At 63.7% G+C, this 17,767-nt stretch carries 16 protein-coding genes; 10 read left to right on the forward strand and 6 right to left on the reverse strand.

Going from position 1 to position 17,767, the window contains the following annotated elements; translation table 11 throughout:
• Positions 1–78: 78 nt before the first annotated feature.
• The 5 genes from purF to purM all read left to right on the forward strand — a co-directional run bounded on the left by purF (position 79) and on the right by purM (position 5,137).
• Positions 79–1,656 (forward strand): amidophosphoribosyltransferase, encoded by a 1,578-nt coding sequence (gene purF, locus ATN37_RS27170; protein ID WP_003940541.1) that lies wholly within the window; start codon positions 79–81, stop codon positions 1,654–1,656.
• 144 nt (positions 1,657–1,800) lie between these two features.
• The gene (locus ATN37_RS27175; RefSeq protein WP_003940441.1) at positions 1,801–2,409 is read left to right on the forward strand and encodes an AIM24 family protein; all 609 of its coding nucleotides are present in this window, start codon (positions 1,801–1,803) and stop codon (positions 2,407–2,409) included.
• Positions 2,410–2,412: 3 nt separating this feature from the next.
• Complete coding sequence (locus tag ATN37_RS27180) at positions 2,413–3,090, forward strand: AIM24 family protein (RefSeq protein ID WP_003939918.1); 678 nt, start codon at positions 2,413–2,415, stop codon at positions 3,088–3,090.
• Positions 3,091–3,103: 13 nt separating this feature from the next.
• Positions 3,104–3,850: an AIM24 family protein gene (locus ATN37_RS27185; RefSeq protein ID WP_165639040.1), complete on the forward strand. Its 747-nt coding sequence runs from the start codon at positions 3,104–3,106 to the stop codon at positions 3,848–3,850.
• Between the two features lie 207 nt (positions 3,851–4,057).
• Complete coding sequence (purM, locus tag ATN37_RS27190; protein WP_003940225.1) at positions 4,058–5,137, forward strand: phosphoribosylformylglycinamidine cyclo-ligase; 1,080 nt, start codon at positions 4,058–4,060, stop codon at positions 5,135–5,137.
• A 150-nt stretch (positions 5,138–5,287) separates the two neighbouring features.
• Here the strand turns inward: purM and ATN37_RS27195 are convergent, their stop codons facing one another.
• The 4 genes from ATN37_RS27195 to ATN37_RS27210 form a co-directional block, all read right to left on the reverse strand.
• Positions 5,288–5,491, reverse strand: a complete 204-nt coding sequence (locus ATN37_RS27195; protein ID WP_003940337.1) for a DUF3073 domain-containing protein — start codon at positions 5,489–5,491, stop codon at positions 5,288–5,290.
• 202 nt (positions 5,492–5,693) lie between these two features.
• Positions 5,694–6,647 carry an asparaginase gene (locus tag ATN37_RS27200; RefSeq protein ID WP_003940365.1) on the reverse strand — a complete coding sequence of 318 codons (954 nt, stop codon included), beginning with the start codon at positions 6,645–6,647 and terminating at the stop codon, positions 5,694–5,696.
• The gene (locus tag ATN37_RS27205; RefSeq protein ID WP_030535239.1) at positions 6,644–7,312 is read right to left on the reverse strand and encodes an MOSC domain-containing protein; all 669 of its coding nucleotides are present in this window, start codon (positions 7,310–7,312) and stop codon (positions 6,644–6,646) included. The genes ATN37_RS27200 and ATN37_RS27205 overlap by 4 nt, the downstream gene beginning before the upstream one ends.
• Complete coding sequence (locus ATN37_RS27210) at positions 7,309–8,430, reverse strand: folate-binding protein YgfZ (protein WP_083056788.1); 1,122 nt, start codon at positions 8,428–8,430, stop codon at positions 7,309–7,311. The genes ATN37_RS27205 and ATN37_RS27210 overlap by 4 nt, the downstream gene beginning before the upstream one ends.
• A 79-nt stretch (positions 8,431–8,509) precedes the next feature.
• Here ATN37_RS27210 and ATN37_RS27215 point away from each other — a divergent pair, with 79 nt between their 5' ends.
• The 5 genes from ATN37_RS27215 to cydC all read left to right on the forward strand — a co-directional run bounded on the left by ATN37_RS27215 (position 8,510) and on the right by cydC (position 15,505).
• Positions 8,510–9,373 (forward strand): aminodeoxychorismate lyase, encoded by an 864-nt coding sequence (locus tag ATN37_RS27215; RefSeq protein WP_007733829.1) that lies wholly within the window; start codon positions 8,510–8,512, stop codon positions 9,371–9,373.
• A 154-nt stretch (positions 9,374–9,527) separates the two neighbouring features.
• Positions 9,528–11,027 carry a cytochrome ubiquinol oxidase subunit I gene (locus ATN37_RS27220; protein WP_003939875.1) on the forward strand — a complete coding sequence of 500 codons (1,500 nt, stop codon included), beginning with the start codon at positions 9,528–9,530 and terminating at the stop codon, positions 11,025–11,027.
• 9 nt (positions 11,028–11,036) lie between these two features.
• On the forward strand, positions 11,037–12,080 hold the full coding sequence (cydB, locus tag ATN37_RS27225) for a cytochrome d ubiquinol oxidase subunit II (RefSeq protein ID WP_218695852.1): 1,044 nt from the start codon (positions 11,037–11,039) through the stop codon (positions 12,078–12,080).
• A 58-nt stretch (positions 12,081–12,138) separates the two neighbouring features.
• On the forward strand, positions 12,139–13,827 hold the full coding sequence (cydD, locus tag ATN37_RS27230) for a thiol reductant ABC exporter subunit CydD (protein ID WP_218695853.1): 1,689 nt from the start codon (positions 12,139–12,141) through the stop codon (positions 13,825–13,827).
• Positions 13,817–15,505, forward strand: a complete 1,689-nt coding sequence (cydC, locus tag ATN37_RS27235; RefSeq protein WP_218695854.1) for a thiol reductant ABC exporter subunit CydC — start codon at positions 13,817–13,819, stop codon at positions 15,503–15,505. The genes cydD and cydC overlap by 11 nt, the downstream gene beginning before the upstream one ends.
• 233 nt (positions 15,506–15,738) lie before the next feature.
• Here the strand turns inward: cydC and ATN37_RS27240 are convergent, their stop codons facing one another.
• Together ATN37_RS27240 and ATN37_RS27245 are read right to left on the reverse strand one after the other, a co-directional pair.
• Positions 15,739–16,779, reverse strand: a complete 1,041-nt coding sequence (locus ATN37_RS27240) for a type IV toxin-antitoxin system AbiEi family antitoxin domain-containing protein (RefSeq protein WP_063315846.1) — start codon at positions 16,777–16,779, stop codon at positions 15,739–15,741.
• 144 nt (positions 16,780–16,923) lie between these two features.
• Positions 16,924–17,562 carry an FABP family protein gene (locus tag ATN37_RS27245; RefSeq protein ID WP_039973378.1) on the reverse strand — a complete coding sequence of 213 codons (639 nt, stop codon included), beginning with the start codon at positions 17,560–17,562 and terminating at the stop codon, positions 16,924–16,926.
• Positions 17,563–17,767 lie beyond the last annotated feature (205 nt).

The following is a 17,767-nucleotide window of genomic DNA, read 5'->3' on the forward strand; positions in this document are numbered from 1 at the left end:
GCCCTCAGGGGAAGTGAGTCCCAAAATGGCCGTAGACTGTGGATGCCCCCCAACCCCTGCCCACAAAGGGAGCGCCCGGTGACTCGTGCCGATCTGTCGGTCAACAGTCCAAATCTCCTCGCTTCGAACCCGTCCGACGAGGACGAGAACGAGCCCCGCGAAGAATGCGGTGTATTCGGCGTCTGGGCGCCGGGAGAGGATGTGGCGAAGCTCACTTATTACGGCCTGTACGCACTTCAGCACCGTGGTCAAGAAGCTGCCGGCATTGCGGTAGCTGACGGCTCCCAGGTGCTGGTGTTCAAGGATCTCGGCCTGGTCAGCCAGGTATTCGACGAGCAGACCCTCGCAGCGATGCCAGGTCACGTCGCCGTCGGACATTGCCGTTACTCCACCACCGGTTCCACGACGTGGGAGAACGCGCAGCCCATCTTCCGTACCACCACTGCCGGTACCGGCATCGCGCTCGGCCACAACGGCAACCTGGTCAACACCGCTGAACTCGCGAGCCGCACCCGTGCAGCCGGCCTGGTCAACGACAAGCGCCCCAACGCAGCGACTTCCGACTCCGACCTCATCGGTGGTCTCCTGGCACACGCTGCCGGCGACAGCACCATCGAACAGGCCGCAATGGAATTGCTTCCCACGTTGGAGGGCGCGTTCTGCCTCACCTTCATGGACGAGCACACGCTGTACGCAGCGCGCGATCCGCACGGCATCCGCCCGCTCTGCCTCGGTCGACTCGACCGCGGTTGGGTAGTCGCCAGCGAGACGGCAGCACTCGACATCGTCGGTGCGTCGTTCGTTCGCGACATCGAACCCGGTGAGCTGCTTGCGATCGACGCCGACGGCGTTCGCTCCTCACGTTTCGCGAATCCGACTCCCAAGGGCTGTGTTTTCGAGTACGTCTACCTCGCGCGTCCCGACAGCGTCATCGGTGGCCGTTCGGTCCACTCGACCCGCGTCGAGATCGGCCGTCTGCTCGCCAGCGAGCATCCCGCCGAAGGTGATCTGGTCATCCCTGTTCCCGAGTCCGGCACCCCCGCAGCCGTCGGGTACGCCCAGGGTTCGGGCATTCCTTACGGCCAGGGTTTGATGAAGAACGCCTACGTCGGCCGTACCTTCATCCAGCCGTCGCAGACGATCCGTCAGCTCGGTATCAGGCTCAAGCTCAACCCGCTCAAGGAAGTCATCCGCGGCAAGCGGCTTGTGGTGGTGGACGATTCGATCGTCCGCGGTAACACTCAGCGTGCGCTCATCCGGATGCTCCGCGAAGCCGGCGCCCTCGAAATTCACGTCCGTATCGCCTCGCCGCCGGTCAAGTGGCCCTGCTTCTACGGTATCGACTTCGCCTCACCGGCCGAGTTGATTGCCAACGGCGCAGGCGGACAGGACGCGACGTTCGAGGAAATGCTCGACGGCGTGCGTCGTTCCATCGGAGCTGACACCCTCGGATACATCTCCACCGAGGGCATGATCGCCGCCACCGAGCAGCCGGCCAGCCGTCTGTGCGCCGCGTGCTTCGACGGGACCTACCCGATCGCGCTTCCCAAGGAAACCTCGATCGGCAAGAACGTCCTCGAGGGGATGCTCGAGAGCACCGCAGGTTCGACGGCCACTCGCGACAACGACAATGCGAGCGCGCTCAGCCGCCCCTGAACGTCAGAATCGTTGAAATTCGACAGCCGAGAATCTGCCGTCCACAGCATGTGGGCGGCAGATTTTCTGTTCACGACTTTCTGTTCCACGACACGGCATACGTCGTGAGCATCTGGCATAGTGCCCTCCGTGGCGCAACTGAGAATGGATGGGCACCGGGTCCTGGTCGCAGACCTGGTGGGGGACACCATCAAAGCGATCAACGGCTCGATGGTGGCGTACGAGGGTGCGATTACCTTCAAGAACGCCGGAATGGGCGGTGGCGGTGGGTTACGTGCCGCGCTGAAACAGAAGGCGGCAGGTGAATCACTGTCCCTGATGGAAGTCAGCGGACAAGGCACCGTCTACTTCGCGGTCGACGCCCAGGACATCACGATCATCGAGCTCAACAACGACGCTTTGCACGTCGAAGCCTCACAATTGCTCGCACTGGTCGGACAGCTGCGAACCGATGTGAAATTTGCCGGCCTCCGCGGCGCAGGTTCCGGACAGGGCTTGTTCACGACGGTCGTCAGCGGCACCGGTCTGGTGGCGGTGCTGTCGAAGGGCGGACCGATCATCGCGCTCGAAGTCAGCCCGCAGTATCCGCTGGTTGCCGATCCCGACGCCTTCGTCGCTCACCGCGGTCAGCTGAACCAGAGCTTCGTCACCGACGTCACCTGGCGCTCCGCGATCGGCGGTGGCAGCGGTGAAGCGTTCTCGCTGCGATTCGACGGATCCGGTGTCGTTTACATCCAGCCTGAGGAGCGCTGACCCATGCCGTTGGAATTGGTGAACAGCAAGGTCGTCAAGTCGACCCTCGCACCGGGACAGAACGTGCTCGCCCGCACCGGGTCGATGCTCTACTACACCGGCGACGTCCGCTTCATCCCGCACAGCATGGGCGGTGGGCCCGGCGCCATGCCGAACATGGGCGGGATCGCCGGGATGGCCGGCCGCATGATGTCCGGCGAACACGCACGCATGATGGCGGCCGAGGGAAACGGTGAGGTCTTCTACGGGCACGCCGGCTTGTACGTCGAGGTCATCCACCTCGACGGGTCGTCAATGCTCACCGTCGAAGCCGACCGACTCCTCGCACACGACGGTTACCTCCAGAGTTCGATAGTCGCTCTCACGTCGCAGGGCGGTGTGCGCGGAGCAGTACGCGGCGCCATGACCGGTCAAGGACTGTTCACGACGCAGTTGCACGGCCAGGGAAGCGTCGCGGTTCTCTCGCACGGGGGCGCGATTCCGTTGCAGGTCGGTCCGAACAATCCTCAGGTCGTCGTCGACCCGCAGGCATACGTGTGCCACATCGGTCAGATCAACGTCGACATCTCCGCGAACGTCGGTTGGCGCGAGGCCGTCGGCAAGGGCTCGGGGGAGTCCATCCAGCTGAAGATGACCGGCGCCGGCACCGTCTGGGTCCAGGCGTCCGAGCAGAAGTTCTGAGAGGGCACAGAGCATGGGTATCGAAATTCACAATCCGGCATCTCTGCCCGCCAACGACAACGTCCCGGGCAACGACTACGCCTTCTGCGTCGAGATGGCCGGACAACCGTGGTTCACGTCCAAGGGTGCGATGATCGCGTACTACGGAAACATCAACTTCGAGCCGCTCGGGCGCACGAGCATGACGGCGATCGTCGCGGCCAGGTTTTCTTCACCGCTCTACGCGGACGACTGGGTGCTCGCTCAGGGACAGGGCAAGTTGATCCTCGGGGACCGCGGATTCAACATCAATTCCTACGACCTCGACGACGGCAACCTCACGATTCGCGCGGCCAATCTCCTCGCCTTCGAGACGAGCCTGGACCTCAAACAGTCCATCGTCCCAGGCTTTTTGACGCTACTGGGGACAGGCAAGTTCCTGGCGTCGTCCAATGGCCCGGTCATGTTCGCGGAGCCGCCGCTGCGCATCGACCCGCAGGCGTTGGTGGGTTGGGCCGACTGCCCGTCGCCGTCCCACCACTTCGATGCCGACTGGATGCAGAGCTTCCTGGGCGCGGTTCGCGGAAGCATGTTCGGCGCGAATACCGGCGAAGAACGCCAGTTCGATTTCACCGGAGCCGGGACGGTACTGATCCAGTCGAGCGAGAAGGTCGTCCACGACGGACACCTCCTCAAACACATCGAATCCGAGACGGTCGCACTCGGGCAGAACAGTCTGCGCGCACTGCACGCCTCGATCGGTGCGCGGCTGCAGAACTGACGTCTCGGGGTACGCGAGGTCTCACCGAGGGGGCCGGTCCGGTAGCGTATGGGCGTAATCGTCGGTATTTGTGTGCGCGCTCTGGGTCTCGAGTCGAACGATCCATCTCGCGTCACGAGGATTGCAAACACTTCACATTGCAAGACCACTTACCTGTGCACGAGCAATACGTGCTCGCGAGAAATACAAGGCTGGAGTAGTAACCCGATGACCGAGGACAGTCACCGCACCGCAGGCGCCTCCTACGCGGCAGCAGGAGTCGATATCGCCGCAGGCGACCGGGCGGTGGAACTCTTCGCCCCTCTGGCCAAGAAGGCCAGCCGCCCCGAGGTCATGGGTGGCCTCGGTGGTTTCGCCGGCTTGTTCTCCCTCAAGGGTGACTACAAGGAGCCGTTGCTCGCCGCATCGACCGACGGCGTCGGAACCAAGCTCGCTGTCGCGCAGGCGATGGACAAGCACGACACGGTCGGACTCGACCTCGTCGCCATGGTTGTCGACGACCTCGTCGTCTGTGGCGCCGAGCCGCTGTTCCTCCAGGACTACATCGCCGTCGGCCGGGTCATCCCCGAGCGCGTCGCGGAATTGGTCAGCGGAATCGCCGAGGGCTGCATCCAGGCCGGCTGCGCTCTCCTCGGCGGCGAGACCGCCGAGCACCCCGGCATCATGGCCGACGGTGACTACGACCTTTCCGCCACCGGTGTCGGCGTCGTGGAGGCAGAGAAGCTGCTCGGACCGGATCGCGTTCGCCCCGGCGACGTCGTCATCGCGATGGGTTCTTCGGGACTGCACTCCAACGGTTACTCACTGGCCCGCAAGGTCCTGCTCGAGATCGACCGCATGAACCTGAGCGCACACGTCGACGAGTTCGGCCGCACGCTCGGTGAGGAGCTGCTCGAGCCCACCAAGATCTACGCCAAGGACTGCCTGGCACTCGCTGCCGAGACCGACGTGCGCACGTTCTGCCACGTCACCGGTGGCGGCCTCGCCAACAACCTCGCGCGCGTCATGCCCAAGGGCTTGGTCGCCGAACTCGATCGCGGAACCTGGAGCCCCGCTCCGGTCTTCGCCATGATCGCGCAGCGCGGACGCGTCGAGCGCGCCGAGATGGAGCAGACGTTCAACATGGGCGTCGGCATGGTCGCCGTCGTCGCACCCGAGGACGTCGACCGCGCACTTGCCGTCCTCACCGCACGCCACATCGACTGCTGGACGCTCGGTAGCGTCAAGAAGGCGTCGGACGCCGCTGCAGAGCGTGCGTTCCTGGCCGGAGACCACCCGCGCTTCTAGACCGCAACGTCAGCTGCCCCATCGGAGAGATCCGGTGGGGCAGTTTTGTGTGTCCGTGCAAGCAGACGCGAGGCGGAAAATGGAACGCAAAAATGAGGAAGAGCGATCAGCTCTTCCTCATTTCACAGTCTGCGCGGTGGCAGTGCGCGGTCAACGCCGCCAGTCGTCGTAGTCGTCCTCTCGCGCATGCCCTTCCCTATCGGAAGTCTGGTCCGATCGGACACTGCTCCGATGCGAGTTGGTCGATCCACCTGCGAGCTCTCTTTGCAGGCTGTCGAAATCCGTGGTCGGTACGCTGTATTTCAATTCGCGTGCAACCTTGGTCTGCTTTGCCTTAGCCCGGCCGCGGCCCATGGCTGACCCCCTCGCGCTTTCGCGGGGCGGCCTGGGGAATTTGGCGGCCCCGTTTGAGTGTGTAAGTTTCCTGACACACACTCTAGCGTGGAAAAGTCGCTTCCGCTTCCACGAAGGCCTCACCGCCGTGTCTGATTGCTCTCACTATGGCCGCGAGCTGCCAGGATGCTGAAAGAACTCGTCAGAACTTTGTGAGAACTGCTCAGAAGTTTCCGGGAATTGCGCGAATCGTCCCCACTCGGGCGTCGCCGCCGAAGACCGGAGCGGATGCGAGAGCCGCCAACTCCTCGGTCCACTCGGTGTTCATCCGCTTGAGCAGAGCTGCCGCCAAGGGCAGGAGCGCCCGCTCGTGACCGTCGTCGATCTTGAGGGCGAAAGCGGAACCGTCGGGAAGCGCTCCGGCGTAGATGCCGTCGTATCCGGTCTTGGAGAACAGACCCGGCACGGCGGACATCAGGCGCTGATCGTTGCGGCCGGTGCCCGAGACGAGGAAGGGGTTCTCGCGGACCGCGTCGGCCACAGCTCGTTCGGGTGAGTCGGGCTCAGCCGAGGGCAGGCGTCCGAATGCCCGAGCCAGGTTCGTGAGCGAGAGCGGCACGATCGGGAGACCACAACCGTCGATGCCGAGTTCCTGCTCTTCCTCGCCGCTGAGATCGAAGATCGTCTCCTGGATCGCGAGTTGGAGGGGATGAGTCGGCTCCATGTACGTCTCGAGCGGCCAGTCGTTCACGACGCACGTGGCGAGCATCGCGGAGTGCTTGCCCGAGCAGGTCATGTAGATCGGGCTGGGAAGCTCGCCCGCTGCGATCAGTTCGGCTCGGGCCAGTTCGTTGCCCGGCAGATCGGAGGGGCACTGCAACTGGTCGACACCGAGTTGGTAGCGAGCGAGAAGCGCTGCGACCAGTTCGATGTGATCGGCCTCGCCCGCATGTGAGGACGACGCGACGGCCAGCTCTTCCGGGCTGGTGGGTGCAAAGCCGTTACGAAGCGCAGCGACGGCTTGCAGCGGCTTGTTCGCCGAGCGCGGGTAGATGGGTGTGTGAATTTCCCCGAGTCCGACAACGACCTCGCCGTCGGCGCCGAGAATGACGGCCGATCCGCGATGCACGCATTCGCGGAATCCGGAGCGGACCACTTCCACCAATTCGATACTCACGAGTGCACCTGCGCTTCTGCTTGTTCGATGAACCTCTGGACGCGCGCGGTGACGTTCGGTGCAAGGTCGGTGTGTTCTGCGAGGAGCCGTCGAAGCCGCTCAGGATCCGTTCCGGCGAAGACCTCTCGAACAGTCACTCCGTGATCCGGTACGTGGACTCGGGTGACCGAATCGCCCGCGGCGATCGTGCCGGTCCGGTTGACGCGAAGGTAGGCGCCGACGTCGGTCCGCTCGGTGAATCTTTTGACCCAGCCCTTTTCCGCGGCCCAGATGCCGAAGGTGCCGCACGGGACGCGGGGCGCGGTCACCTCGAGTTCGAGAACGTCCGACGCCTCGGCTCCGGTGATGTGCCAACGCTCGCCGATCACGGCGTCCGTGACGAGCATCCCGCTGATGTGAAGATTCTCGCCGAACCATCCGGGGCCGAGAGGTCGGCCCAATTCGTCCGACCAGCGCTGCGCTTCGTCGCGCTGATACGCGTAGACAGCTTGGAAGGCGCCGCCGTGGAACTCGGTGTCGCAGACGTAGTCGCCACCCAGACCGAGTCGGCCGACCGCGACGCGGCCGTCGACGGGACGCTTGTCGATCGCGGTACGGGGGACTCGCCTGACGCCACTGTCACGTTCGGTGTGGACGACGCAGACCGCGTCGACCGTGCCCGTCACTTTCCGCGCAATCGGTTGACAGCCTCACGTCCGGCCTGGGGTGCGTCGTCCGCCACGATCGAATCCGGATCGATGGACGCAGCGCTGGGGCCGGCCATCAGTTCGGTGTCGACCGGGATGTTGCGCTTGATCAGAGCGAGTGCGATGGGGCCGAGCTCGTGATGATTGACGACGGTCCCGACGCGTCCGACGGCCCGTCCGCCCGCCGTGATCGGGTCACCCGGTTCCGGGACGGCTTCGGCGCTGCCGTCGAGGTGCAACATGACGAGATGGCGCGGGGGCTTGCCGAGATTGTGAACCCGGGCGACGGTTTCCTGACCGCGGTAGCACCCCTTGTCGAGGTGGACGGCGCCGTGCTCGGCCGGCCCACCGATCCAGTGGACCTCGTGCGGGATGGTCCGTTCGTCGGTGTCCAGTCCGAGGCGAGGCCTCGTCGCTTCGACGCGCAGTGCCTCGAAGGCCCAACTGCCGGCGGGCTTGGCGCCGGCATCGGTCAGCCTGGTCCACCACGCTGCCAGTTGCTCACGTGGGACGAGAAGGTCGAAAGAGTTCTCGGTAGGCCACGGCATGCGGCGGACAAATCCGCCGTCGGCCAAGGCGTGAGCGTCGTAGGCCTCGGTGGGTGTCTGAACCTCGAGTGCGGCGAGGACAGTTGACGCTTCGGGTCCGATCAGGCTCAGGACCGCGAGTTCGTTGCCGTCTCGAGGTTCGGCCTTGGACCAGAACACCATCTTCTTCAAGAAGGAGAGAAGGTCGGGTCCGCGGTCGGCCTCGGTGTCGATCCAGGTGACACCTGCCAGGTCCGTCTGCACGAAGTGGTGCTCGACGCGTCCGTTGACGTCCAGGCTCAAGTTCTCGGCACTCTTGCCGTCGGGGAGCGCGGCGATGTGCTGGCTCGAAATCGTGTGCAGCCACGTGAGGCGTTCGTCGCCGGGAATGGCGATCACGAATCTGTGACTGCGGTCGACCACCACTGCTGCGCGCTGCGCGGTTCGCTGTTCGCCGAGAGGATCGCCGTAGTGCCACGCGACACCGATGTCGGCCGAACCGTCCGGTGCGGTGACCGCGCCGGGGGAAGTCAGAAGTGGGCTGTTGGGCACAAGAGCGTTGTCGACCACGAGACCAGTCTAGGAGTGTGGGCGGGATCGCGGTTACAGGGCGGCCCCGGCGGCTTGGCGGATCGTTAGGGTTGATGGCATGCCTGATCGCGTATTGGTGACTCTCGACCATGAGGTGCTCGATGCTGACGCACCGTTTCTGCACGCCGACGACCTGGCGGTGGTGCGCGGCGACGGAGTCTTCGAGACGCTGTTGGTACGCGACGGCCGCGCCCGGGTGGTCGAGGGACACCTGAGTCGACTGGTTCTGAGCGCACGGGCACTCGGCCTGCCCGCTCCGGTTCTCGATGATTGGCGTCTGGCGATCGAGATGGCTGCCGAGGAATGGGGGACCGAGAAGGAAGGCGCCCTTCGTCTCGTTCTGACCCGCGGCCGTGAGAGCGGCGACAAGCCGACAGCCTTCGTGATGGTCGGTCCGGTGGCCGATCGGGTCAGACAGGTCCGCGAATCGGGGTTGTCGGTGATGACTCTCGAGCGAGGTTTCTCTGTCGATCTCTCTGCCCGGGCACCCTGGCAGCTACTGGGCGCGAAGACGTTGTCGTACGCAACCAACATGGCAGCGCTTCGATATGCGGCGAATTTGGGTGCTGACGATGTGATCTTCGTCAGTTCCGAGGGCAATGTGTTGGAGGGGCCACGCTCGACGGTGGTGATCGTTCGGGACAGGACTTTGATCACACCGCCTCCCGCACAGGGCATTTTGATGGGCACTACGCAGCGCGCCCTGTTCGACGTTGCCGGCAGTGCTCGCTTCGATTGCCGATACGAAACCCTCCGACCTGCGGATTTGATTGCGGCCGACGGAGTGTGGATGGTTTCGAGCGTCACGCTGGCCGCACGCGTCCATACACTCGACGGGCTCACATTGCCAGAGCCGAAGGTCTCCGGGGAATTCGCGGAATTGGTTGAACGTGCAATTGATTCGGATTCAGCAGGGCGATAGGCGAATAGGAATCGCGACAGGTCTCTACTACATTTGGTAGTAGCAAAGTCCTGCGGTCCAAACCGGACAGCAGTACCGTGTCCGCAGGGGCCGAGCGACTGCCCGCGTCTCGAACCCCGAAGCCTGTCCCAGGGCCCTACTCTCGGAGTAGCCAATGGATACTTTGGACGTCTCCAGGTGGCAGTTCGGTATCACTACCGTCTACCACTTCATCCTTGTTCCGCTGACCATCGGACTTGCGCCGATGATCGCGATCATGCAGACGATGTGGGTGGTCACCAAAAAGGACCACTGGTATCGGCTCACCAAGTTCTTCGGCAAGCTTTTCCTCATCAACTTCGCACTCGGTGTAGCCACCGGCATCGTGCAGGAGTTCCAGTTCGGCATGAACTGGAGCGAGTACTCGCGATTCGTCGGTGACGTCTTCGGAGCTCCGCTCGCATTGGAAGGCCTTGTCGCCTTCTTCATGGAGTCCGTCTTCATCGGACTCTGGATCTTCGGTTGGGGCAGGCTGCCCAAACTTGTACACCTGGCGTGCATTTGGCTCGTGGCGATCGGCGTCAACGCGTCGGCGTTCTTCATCATCGCGGCCAACTCGTTCATGCAGCATCCGGTCGGTGCGACGTACAACCCTGAAACGGGTCGTGCCGAGCTCACCAGTATCTGGGAGCTGCTGACCAACAACACCGCTCTCGCTGCCTTCCCGCACGCGGTTGCCGGCGCCTTCCTGACGGCGGCGACGTTTGTTGCCGGCATCAGTGGTTGGTGGATGGTGCGGAACATGCGCCGCGCCAAGCAGGCTGAGGCCGCCGAAGCCGAACGCCTCGAGTCCGACGCGCGCACGATGTACCGTCCGGCAACACGATTCGCGTTGCTCGTCATGATCGTGGCCGGAATCGGAATCATCTACACCGGTGACGTCCAAGGCAAGCTCATGTTCCAGCAGCAACCCATGAAGATGGCGTCGGCGGAATCGCTGTGCGACACCGAGATGGATCCGGACTTCTCGATCCTCACTATCGGTACTCACAACAACTGTGACAGCGTGACGCACGTTCTGAAGGTGCCGTTCGTTCTTCCATGGTTGGCCGAGGGCAAGTTCACCGGCGTCGAACTGCAAGGCGTGAACCAACTGCAGGAGCAGGCGGAGCAGGACTTCGGACCGGGTAACTACCGACCGAATCTCTTTGTCACGTACTGGTCTTTCCGCGCCATGATCGGCCTCGCCGCCGGTTCGGCAGCACTGGCTCTCGCGGGACTGTGGGTCACTCGTAAGGGGCGGGTCCCGGACCAGAAGTGGTTCGGAATCCTCAGCCTGGTCGCGATCCCCACTCCGTTCATGGCGAACAGCGCCGGCTGGATCTTCACCGAGATGGGCCGTCAGCCCTGGGTGGTGCATCCCAACCCGACCGGCGTCGACATGATCAGACTCACTGTCGACCAAGGTGTTTCGGACCACGCGTCGGCTACCGTCTGGGCTTCGCTGATCACCTTCACCCTCCTGTACGGAGCGCTGGGTGTGGTCTGGTTCAAGCTGATCGTGCGGTACGCGAAGGAAGGCCCGTTGGAGCACGACATGCATCCACCAGGCGATGCAGATCATGACGAGCCGGAAGATCCGGACAAGCCCAAACAACTGTCGTTCGCGTACTAGGAGGCGATCATGGGACTTCAAGAAGTATGGTTCGTGCTCGTCGCAGTACTGTTCATCGGTTACTTCGTCCTCGAAGGGTTCGACTTCGGTGTCGGAATGCTCATGCCGATCGTCGGCAGAGTTAGTGACCTCCCGGCCGATACGCGTCGACGGGTAGCGCTCAACACGATCGGCCCGGTGTGGGACGGCAACGAAGTGTGGCTGATCACGGCCGGTGGTGCGATGTTCGCGGCATTTCCGGAGTGGTACGCGACGTTGTTCTCCGGGTTCTATCTACCGCTGCTGATCATCCTGGTGGCCTTGATCGTTCGGATCTGCGCCATCGAATGGCGGAGCAAGATCGACGACGACAAGTGGCGTCAGCGTTGCGACTGGGGCATCATCTTCGGCTCCTGGGTCCCGGCAGTTCTCTGGGGCGTGGCTTTCGCGAACATCGTTCGGGGCGTGGCGATCAACGCCGACAAGCAGGTCGAGTCGGGATTCTTCGATCTGCTCAATCCGTACGCGCTGCTCGGCGGTCTGACCACCGCGCTGGTGTTCGCTCTCCACGGCGCAGTGTTCCTGGCACTCAAGAGTGCCGACGAGGTTCGTGAAGACGCCGTGAAACTTGCCGCACGACTGGCAATTCCGGCTATTCCGGTCGCCGGCGGATTCGTCCTCTGGACGCAACTCGCCTACGGCAAGGGATGGACGTGGATTCTGGTAGCTGCCGCTGCTGCGGCACTGATCGGCGTCGTCTTCCTGACGCGGGCCGAGCGCGAAGGCTGGGCCTTCGTTCTCACCTGTGTGGCCGTCATCGCCACCGTCGTGCTGCTGTTCGCCTCGCTGTTCCCGAACGTCATGCCGTCGACGCTGGATCCGGCGTACAGCCTGACCATCGAGAACGCGTCGTCGAGTCCGTACACGCTCAAGGTGATGACGTGGGCCGCGGCATTCATGACGCCGGTGGTGATCATCTACCAGGGCTGGACGTACTGGGTGTTCCGACAGCGCATCTCCTCCAAGCAGATTCCGGCGTCGATCGGTCTGCGATTCAAGGAGAAGACGTGGTAGTCACGAACCCTGAATCACGACACATTCGAAACACGAAAGAACTGACGGTCGAATTCACGTGACAATCGAAGTAGGCGACGCTCCCACCACTCGGGAGCGTCGCCGGGGGCCGATCGACCCGCGGCTGTGGCGACATTCCGCTTCTGCGCGCGGCTATCTGATCCTCACTGTTGCTCTGTCGATGGTGAACGTCGTGATGGTCATCGTCGCGGCGCTCATGATCGGCCGGGTGCTGGCCGGAGTGATCACCACTCGAACTGTGGATGTTTCCTCGTGGACAACCGAATTGGTTGTTCTCGCCGCAGCTGTGGCGGTCCGAGTTCTGGGGACCTGGTTGCAGACCAGGTATGCGCACCGGGCGTCGACTCGCGTCGTTGCCGAGATCAAGAACGGCGTGCTGACGTCGGCGACGGCGATGAGTCCTCGCGATCTGGATCCGCGGCGTGACGAGATCGCGACCGTGGTCACCCGAGGTGTCGACGGCCTTGGTCCGTACCTGACGGGATACCTTCCGGCCCTGGTCTTGTCGGTGACGCTGACACCCATCACCCTGATAGTCATTGCGGTGCAGGACATGACGTCTGCGGTCATCATCTTCGTGACGCTGCCGCTGATCCCCATCTTCATGATTCTGATCGGCTTGCTGACAAAGGGTAAGTCGGAGAAGACGCTGGCAGCGATGACCACGTTGTCTTCGCAACTGCTCGATCTTCTTGCCGGTTTGCCGACGCTGCGGGCGCTCGGTCGTCAGCAAGGTCCTGCCGAGCGCGTCCGTGAACTCGGTGACGCTCATCGGCGAACGACGATGTCAGCTCTCCGCGTCGCGTTCCTGTCCTCGATGGTGCTGGAACTGCTCGCAACGCTCTGCGTCGCGTTGGTGGCCGTGAGTATCGGCTTGCGACTGGTGTACGGCGACATGTCACTCGAGCCGGGGATAGTCGCGTTGATCCTCGCCCCCGAGGTGTACCTGCCACTTCGGATGGTGGGAACCCAGTTCCACGCCGCCGAGGACGGAATGGCGGCAGCCGACAAGGCATTCGAGGTTATCGAGGCGGATTCTGCCGCGCCGGAGGGTGGTAGCACGACGGTGGTCGCTCGAGGCGCCGACATCGTCTTCGACGGACTCGGTGTGGCCTCTCGTGGCGGAGTCGCACCGTCTCGACTTTCCGCCGTGGCGTCCCCAGGGGCGATCACCGTGCTCACCGGTCCCAACGGCTGCGGCAAGTCGACGGCAGTGCACGCGCTGCTCGGGTTGATCGAACCGAGCAGTGGGCGCGTGACGGTCGCCGGCGTCGATGTCCGAGACCTGGACGAGCACGCGTGGTGTAGTCAGTTGGCCTGGCTTCCCCAGCATCCGGTCCTCCTACCCGGCACCGTTCGTGAAAATCTCGATCTCACCGGGGTCGTCGATGCGCAAGCACTGACCCGCGCCGCTGCTGCGACGGGATTCGACGCGGTACTGGCCGAGCTGCCTGCGGGCGTCGAGACCGTGATCGGCGTCGGCGGTACAGGTCTGTCTTTGGGGCAGCGGCAACGGCTGGCACTGACACGCGTACTTGCCTCGGACCGCGCAGTTCTTGTCCTGGACGAACCCACCGCTCACCTCGACTCGGATTCGGAAGGGACAGTGTTGGCTTCTCTGAGAGCACGGGCGGAGCGTGGCGACACCGTTGTCGTGATCGGCCACCGTCCGAGTGTGCTTGCCGCAGCTGACCGGATCGTCGAGGTGCGCGCTCATGAGAAGTGACGCTCACGATCCGCTTCTGCGTGCTCTGCGGCTACTGGAACTTCGGCCACGACGCGTTCTGACGGCGGTCGCGGCGGGCGTCGCAACACTCGGCAGCGCACTCGCCTTGGCCGCGCTGTCTGCGTGGTTGATCACGCGGGCCTGGGAGATGCCTCCCGTTCTCGACCTCAGTGTTGCGGTGGTTGCCGTACGCGCATTGGGAATCTCACGTGGTGTCTTCCGCTATCTCGAACGATTGACGACGCACGACGTCGCGTTGCGCGGAACCACCGCGGCGCGATCGAGGATCTACCAGCAGTTGGCCGCAGGAGATCCCGCGGCAGCAGCCGGACTACGACGCGGTGACCTGCTCTCACGTACGGGCGCCGACGTGGATGCACTGGGCGACGTCGTCGTCAAAGCACTGATCCCGATTGCGGTCTCGATTGTCCTCGCGTTTGCTGCGGTGGGAATCCTGTTGTTCATCTCGGTTCCGGCCGCGCTCATTCTGGCCGTTGCGCTGGCGGTGTCCGGGATCGCGGCACCCTGGCTGTCGGCTCGTGCTGCTCGACTAGCCGAGGCCGACAGTTCTGCTGCCGCAGCGCGATTCAGTGAGTTCGCGGTGACCGCCCTCGACCATTCCGCCGAGCTCCGGGTATCGGGTCGCTTGGATCAGGCGGTGAGCGAGGCGGTCTCTGCCGAGAACGATGTGGTCGACGCAACCGATCGCGCGGCGGTCCCGAGTGCCTTTGCCGCCGCTGCCACGCCCCTGGCAATCGGAGTGAGCGTCCTCGGTGCCCTGCTGATCGGAATTACGCTGTACGGAACCACCGACATGTCACCGATGTCCATGGGAATCCTTGTACTGCTTCCGCTGTCGGCTTTCGAGGGAACCGCGATACTGCCCAGCGCGGCAGTTGCGTTGACCAAGGCGCGGCTGGCGTCGGCACGCATCATGGCGGTACTCGATCGAGCCGACGCCGAACACGTTGAAGGAAATCGTGCGTGGCCGGAGGACGGGGTCCTGAGTGTGCACGCGTTGCGGGCGGGTTGGCCCGGGGGAAAGGTGACCGAACCGCTGTCGGTGGATCTTCCTCGCGGTGCTCGTGTTGCCGTCGTCGGCGAGAGCGGATCCGGAAAGACCACCGCGCTGATGACGATGGCGGGACTGCTGCCGCCTATCGCGGGAACAGTGCGCGTTGGCGGAGTGGATGTTTCGGAAGTCGATCCGGCCGAACTGCGCAGGCACGTCGGGTACTTCGCCGAAGACGCACACCTCTTCGAGACGTCGGTCCTCGAGAACCTGCGCGTCGCGCGGGGTGACCTCACCGCCGAGGACGCGGAGAAGGCACTTGCCGCAGTCGGTCTCGGCGACTGGCTGTCGGAACTGCCGGACGGGCTCGACACCTACCTGGTCGGCGGCATGCGAGCGGTTTCGGGCGGTGAGCGTCGTCGGTTGCTGTTGGCGCGCGCGATCGTCTCGCCTGCGGAGGTGCTGCTGCTCGACGAGCCGACCGAGCACATGGACGCGGAGGCCGGCGATCAGTTGCTCCGCGAGTTGCTCAGTCGCGACGCAACGCTGGTCGATTCTTCGCGAACCGTTGTTGTCGTCACCCACCAACTTCCGGACGGCGCAGCAGCTGACCAGGTGATATGCGTCGGAAAAGTTTCTGTGGAAAATACGTTGCCGTCATCGTGAAGTGGGCGTACTTTCTCCTGTACACAAGGAAGGAGGTGGTCTGAAATTGAAGTACAGACGGACGCGTGAGGTGGCTGCCAGCTAGCCGCAATCGCTGATGGAATTCACTTACCGCGTGAGCGGCCGGCGAATCCCAGGCAGCCACCCGACCCCCGAGCCCCCGATCAGTCCGACCGGGATCCGCGCGAAAGCGTGGGTGTGGCTCGGGGGTCGCTTCGTGCCGTGCGCCTTTATCAACCCCCGGCGGTTAATAAAGGCGCACAGCGTGGACAAGGATTAGGCCCCCACCATCCACCGCGCTCGAGGATCGCTCTGACCTCGGCTGCAGTTCGGCACGAGGCCCCCTCCACCTCCTCCCAACCGAAGACCAGTGTGGCGTTGCCTGACAGTTCGGATGCGTTTCCTCGCCGACGATCCCGCAGCGCAGTCGCCCGAGAAGAGTGGAAGGCAAATCCGTCGAGTCGAACGATCAGTGCGACACCGCAATTGCGGTAGTCGACGTCCTCGTAGAAAGTTCTCCCATCGACGAGGACCGGCGATTGCCGTCGTGCTTCCGGCAAACCGTGTGCTCGCTCGACCTCGATTGCGTAGCGATGCTCGAGTACCGACTGGACACCGCGATCCAACAGGTCCAATGTCGAGGACAGCGCTTTGACATATCGCCTCGGCCGTCGGCATTCCATTCGGGTGCGCAATTCCATCCGTGACACTTTGCACGCCGTGGCCGAGCGAACCAGAGAACGAGCGGCGTCGCGAGCCGACGGCTCTGCAACCGCCAGGTCAATTGCGGTGTCGGCCAGCGAAGTACGAGCAGGCTGAGTGGCAACGCCGATGTGGGCCTGAGCGCGTGAACGATGAACGATCACTCCGGGATGGGCAGTGGACCACCCCAACGGAACGGGGCGCGCCGGGGAGCGTTCGGGTCTGACCGTCGGACTCTGACAGCGCGAGGATCTGCCGTATCGGACCGTGATGTGGACCGGCAGTTCGGACTCGATGTGCGTGAGTCCCCACTCTTCAGCTGCCGTCCGGTGACTCAGGTAGGTCTCTCCGCCGCCGAACAGAAGGGCGGCCTCGAGAATCATTGCTCGGTTGAGCGGGCCGTTGGTGCTGGATTGAACGCCGTGGAGGACGGAAGTCCATTGACCCGATTCGACCAGATGTTGGATGCGCCGCGGTGAATAGCCGAAAGGGCGTAGTTGTTTATTGGTCGCGAGTCCGTGTTGGAAGTCGAAGAGTCTTCGGAGATCAGGATCGATGTAGTCGCAGCTCATGCGAATACCGTGAGATCGCGGACCGACAAGAATCGGTCGAAGATGCCGCTCCAGAGCCCGCCTGTGGAATTTGTCGGTGCCTGTGGATAAATCTGCTGTGCGCCTTTATTAACCGCCGGGGGTTAATAAAGGCGCACAGCAGAACTAGCCGATGTAGCGGGTGAGGCGGGCCGAGAGACGCGGTTCCAGGCCACCGTCAGACATGATCCGCTCTTCGACGTACGCGAGGTCGCCGCCTTCGACGATGCCGTACAGACGCTTCGCGCCGCCGTACAGTGCACCGGACTGGCTGCGGATCACCACGTCGGTGGCAAGTTCCCACGACGCTTGGGTGAGTGCGCGCCCGTAGTACATTTCGACGACACCGGAGCTGTGGCTGAGCAGGAGTTCGACCACTTCCTGGTTGACGCTGCCCGGGATGCCGTCGCCGCCCATGCGCCAGTAACCGCTCTCGCGCAGATCGGGGCTCACGTACTTGCCCTCGGCGTCGAGGCGCCAGGACCGGGACTCCCAATTGAGGTACGGGCCGCCGTCGTGCGAGATGACGATCTGCTGACCGAAGGCGTAGTCGCCGTTCTCGTCGTGTCCTTCACCTTCGCCGCGCCAGACACCGACGAGGGGGAGAAGCGCGAGGAGTTCGGGATTGATGTCCGGGCCGAGGCGCAGGTTTGCGGTGTCCTCTGGCAACGGAAGGTCCGGCAGGGTCGGAATGTTGAGCGACGCCGTCGACTTGGAGCGCTCGACGGCGATGGCGACAGCTTCGTCCCCGCTGCCGCGCCTCACGGCACCTGCAGCGGCGGAATCGTCAGCGGTCGCGTCGGACCCTGAATCCGGAGCCTGACTCACGACTCGTCGGTGACCAAGCGGTACACGACGTACACGGAGAACCAAGCGATCATGACGGATGCGAGTGCGAGGAGTACCTCGAAGAAAATGACCACGGGTACATCTTAGACCGCGGCGACCGACCGGAAAAATCGGGAGCCGG

Source organism: Rhodococcus sp. MH15, assembly GCF_019266045.1.
Classification (GTDB): Bacteria; Actinomycetota; Actinomycetes; order Mycobacteriales; family Mycobacteriaceae; genus Rhodococcus_F; species Rhodococcus_F qingshengii.

Coding starts and splice junctions, on each gene's coding strand:
- ATN37_RS27175 (WP_003940441.1), top strand. CDS start 1,801: ATGGATGGGCACCGGGTCCTGGTCGCAGACCTGGTGGGGGACACCATC.
- ATN37_RS27180 (WP_003939918.1), top strand. CDS start 2,413: ATGCCGTTGGAATTGGTGAACAGCAAGGTCGTCAAGTCGACCCTCGCA.
- ATN37_RS27185 (WP_165639040.1), top strand. CDS start 3,104: ATGGGTATCGAAATTCACAATCCGGCATCTCTGCCCGCCAACGACAAC.
- purM (WP_003940225.1), top strand. CDS start 4,058: ATGACCGAGGACAGTCACCGCACCGCAGGCGCCTCCTACGCGGCAGCA.
- ATN37_RS27195 (WP_003940337.1), bottom strand. CDS start 5,491: ATGGGCCGCGGCCGGGCTAAGGCAAAGCAGACCAAGGTTGCACGCGAA.
- ATN37_RS27215 (WP_007733829.1), top strand. CDS start 8,510: ATGCCTGATCGCGTATTGGTGACTCTCGACCATGAGGTGCTCGATGCT.
- ATN37_RS27220 (WP_003939875.1), top strand. CDS start 9,528: ATGGATACTTTGGACGTCTCCAGGTGGCAGTTCGGTATCACTACCGTC.
- cydB (WP_218695852.1), top strand. CDS start 11,037: ATGGGACTTCAAGAAGTATGGTTCGTGCTCGTCGCAGTACTGTTCATC.
- cydC (WP_218695854.1), top strand. CDS start 13,817: ATGAGAAGTGACGCTCACGATCCGCTTCTGCGTGCTCTGCGGCTACTG.
- ATN37_RS27240 (WP_063315846.1), bottom strand. CDS start 16,779: ATGAGCTGCGACTACATCGATCCTGATCTCCGAAGACTCTTCGACTTC.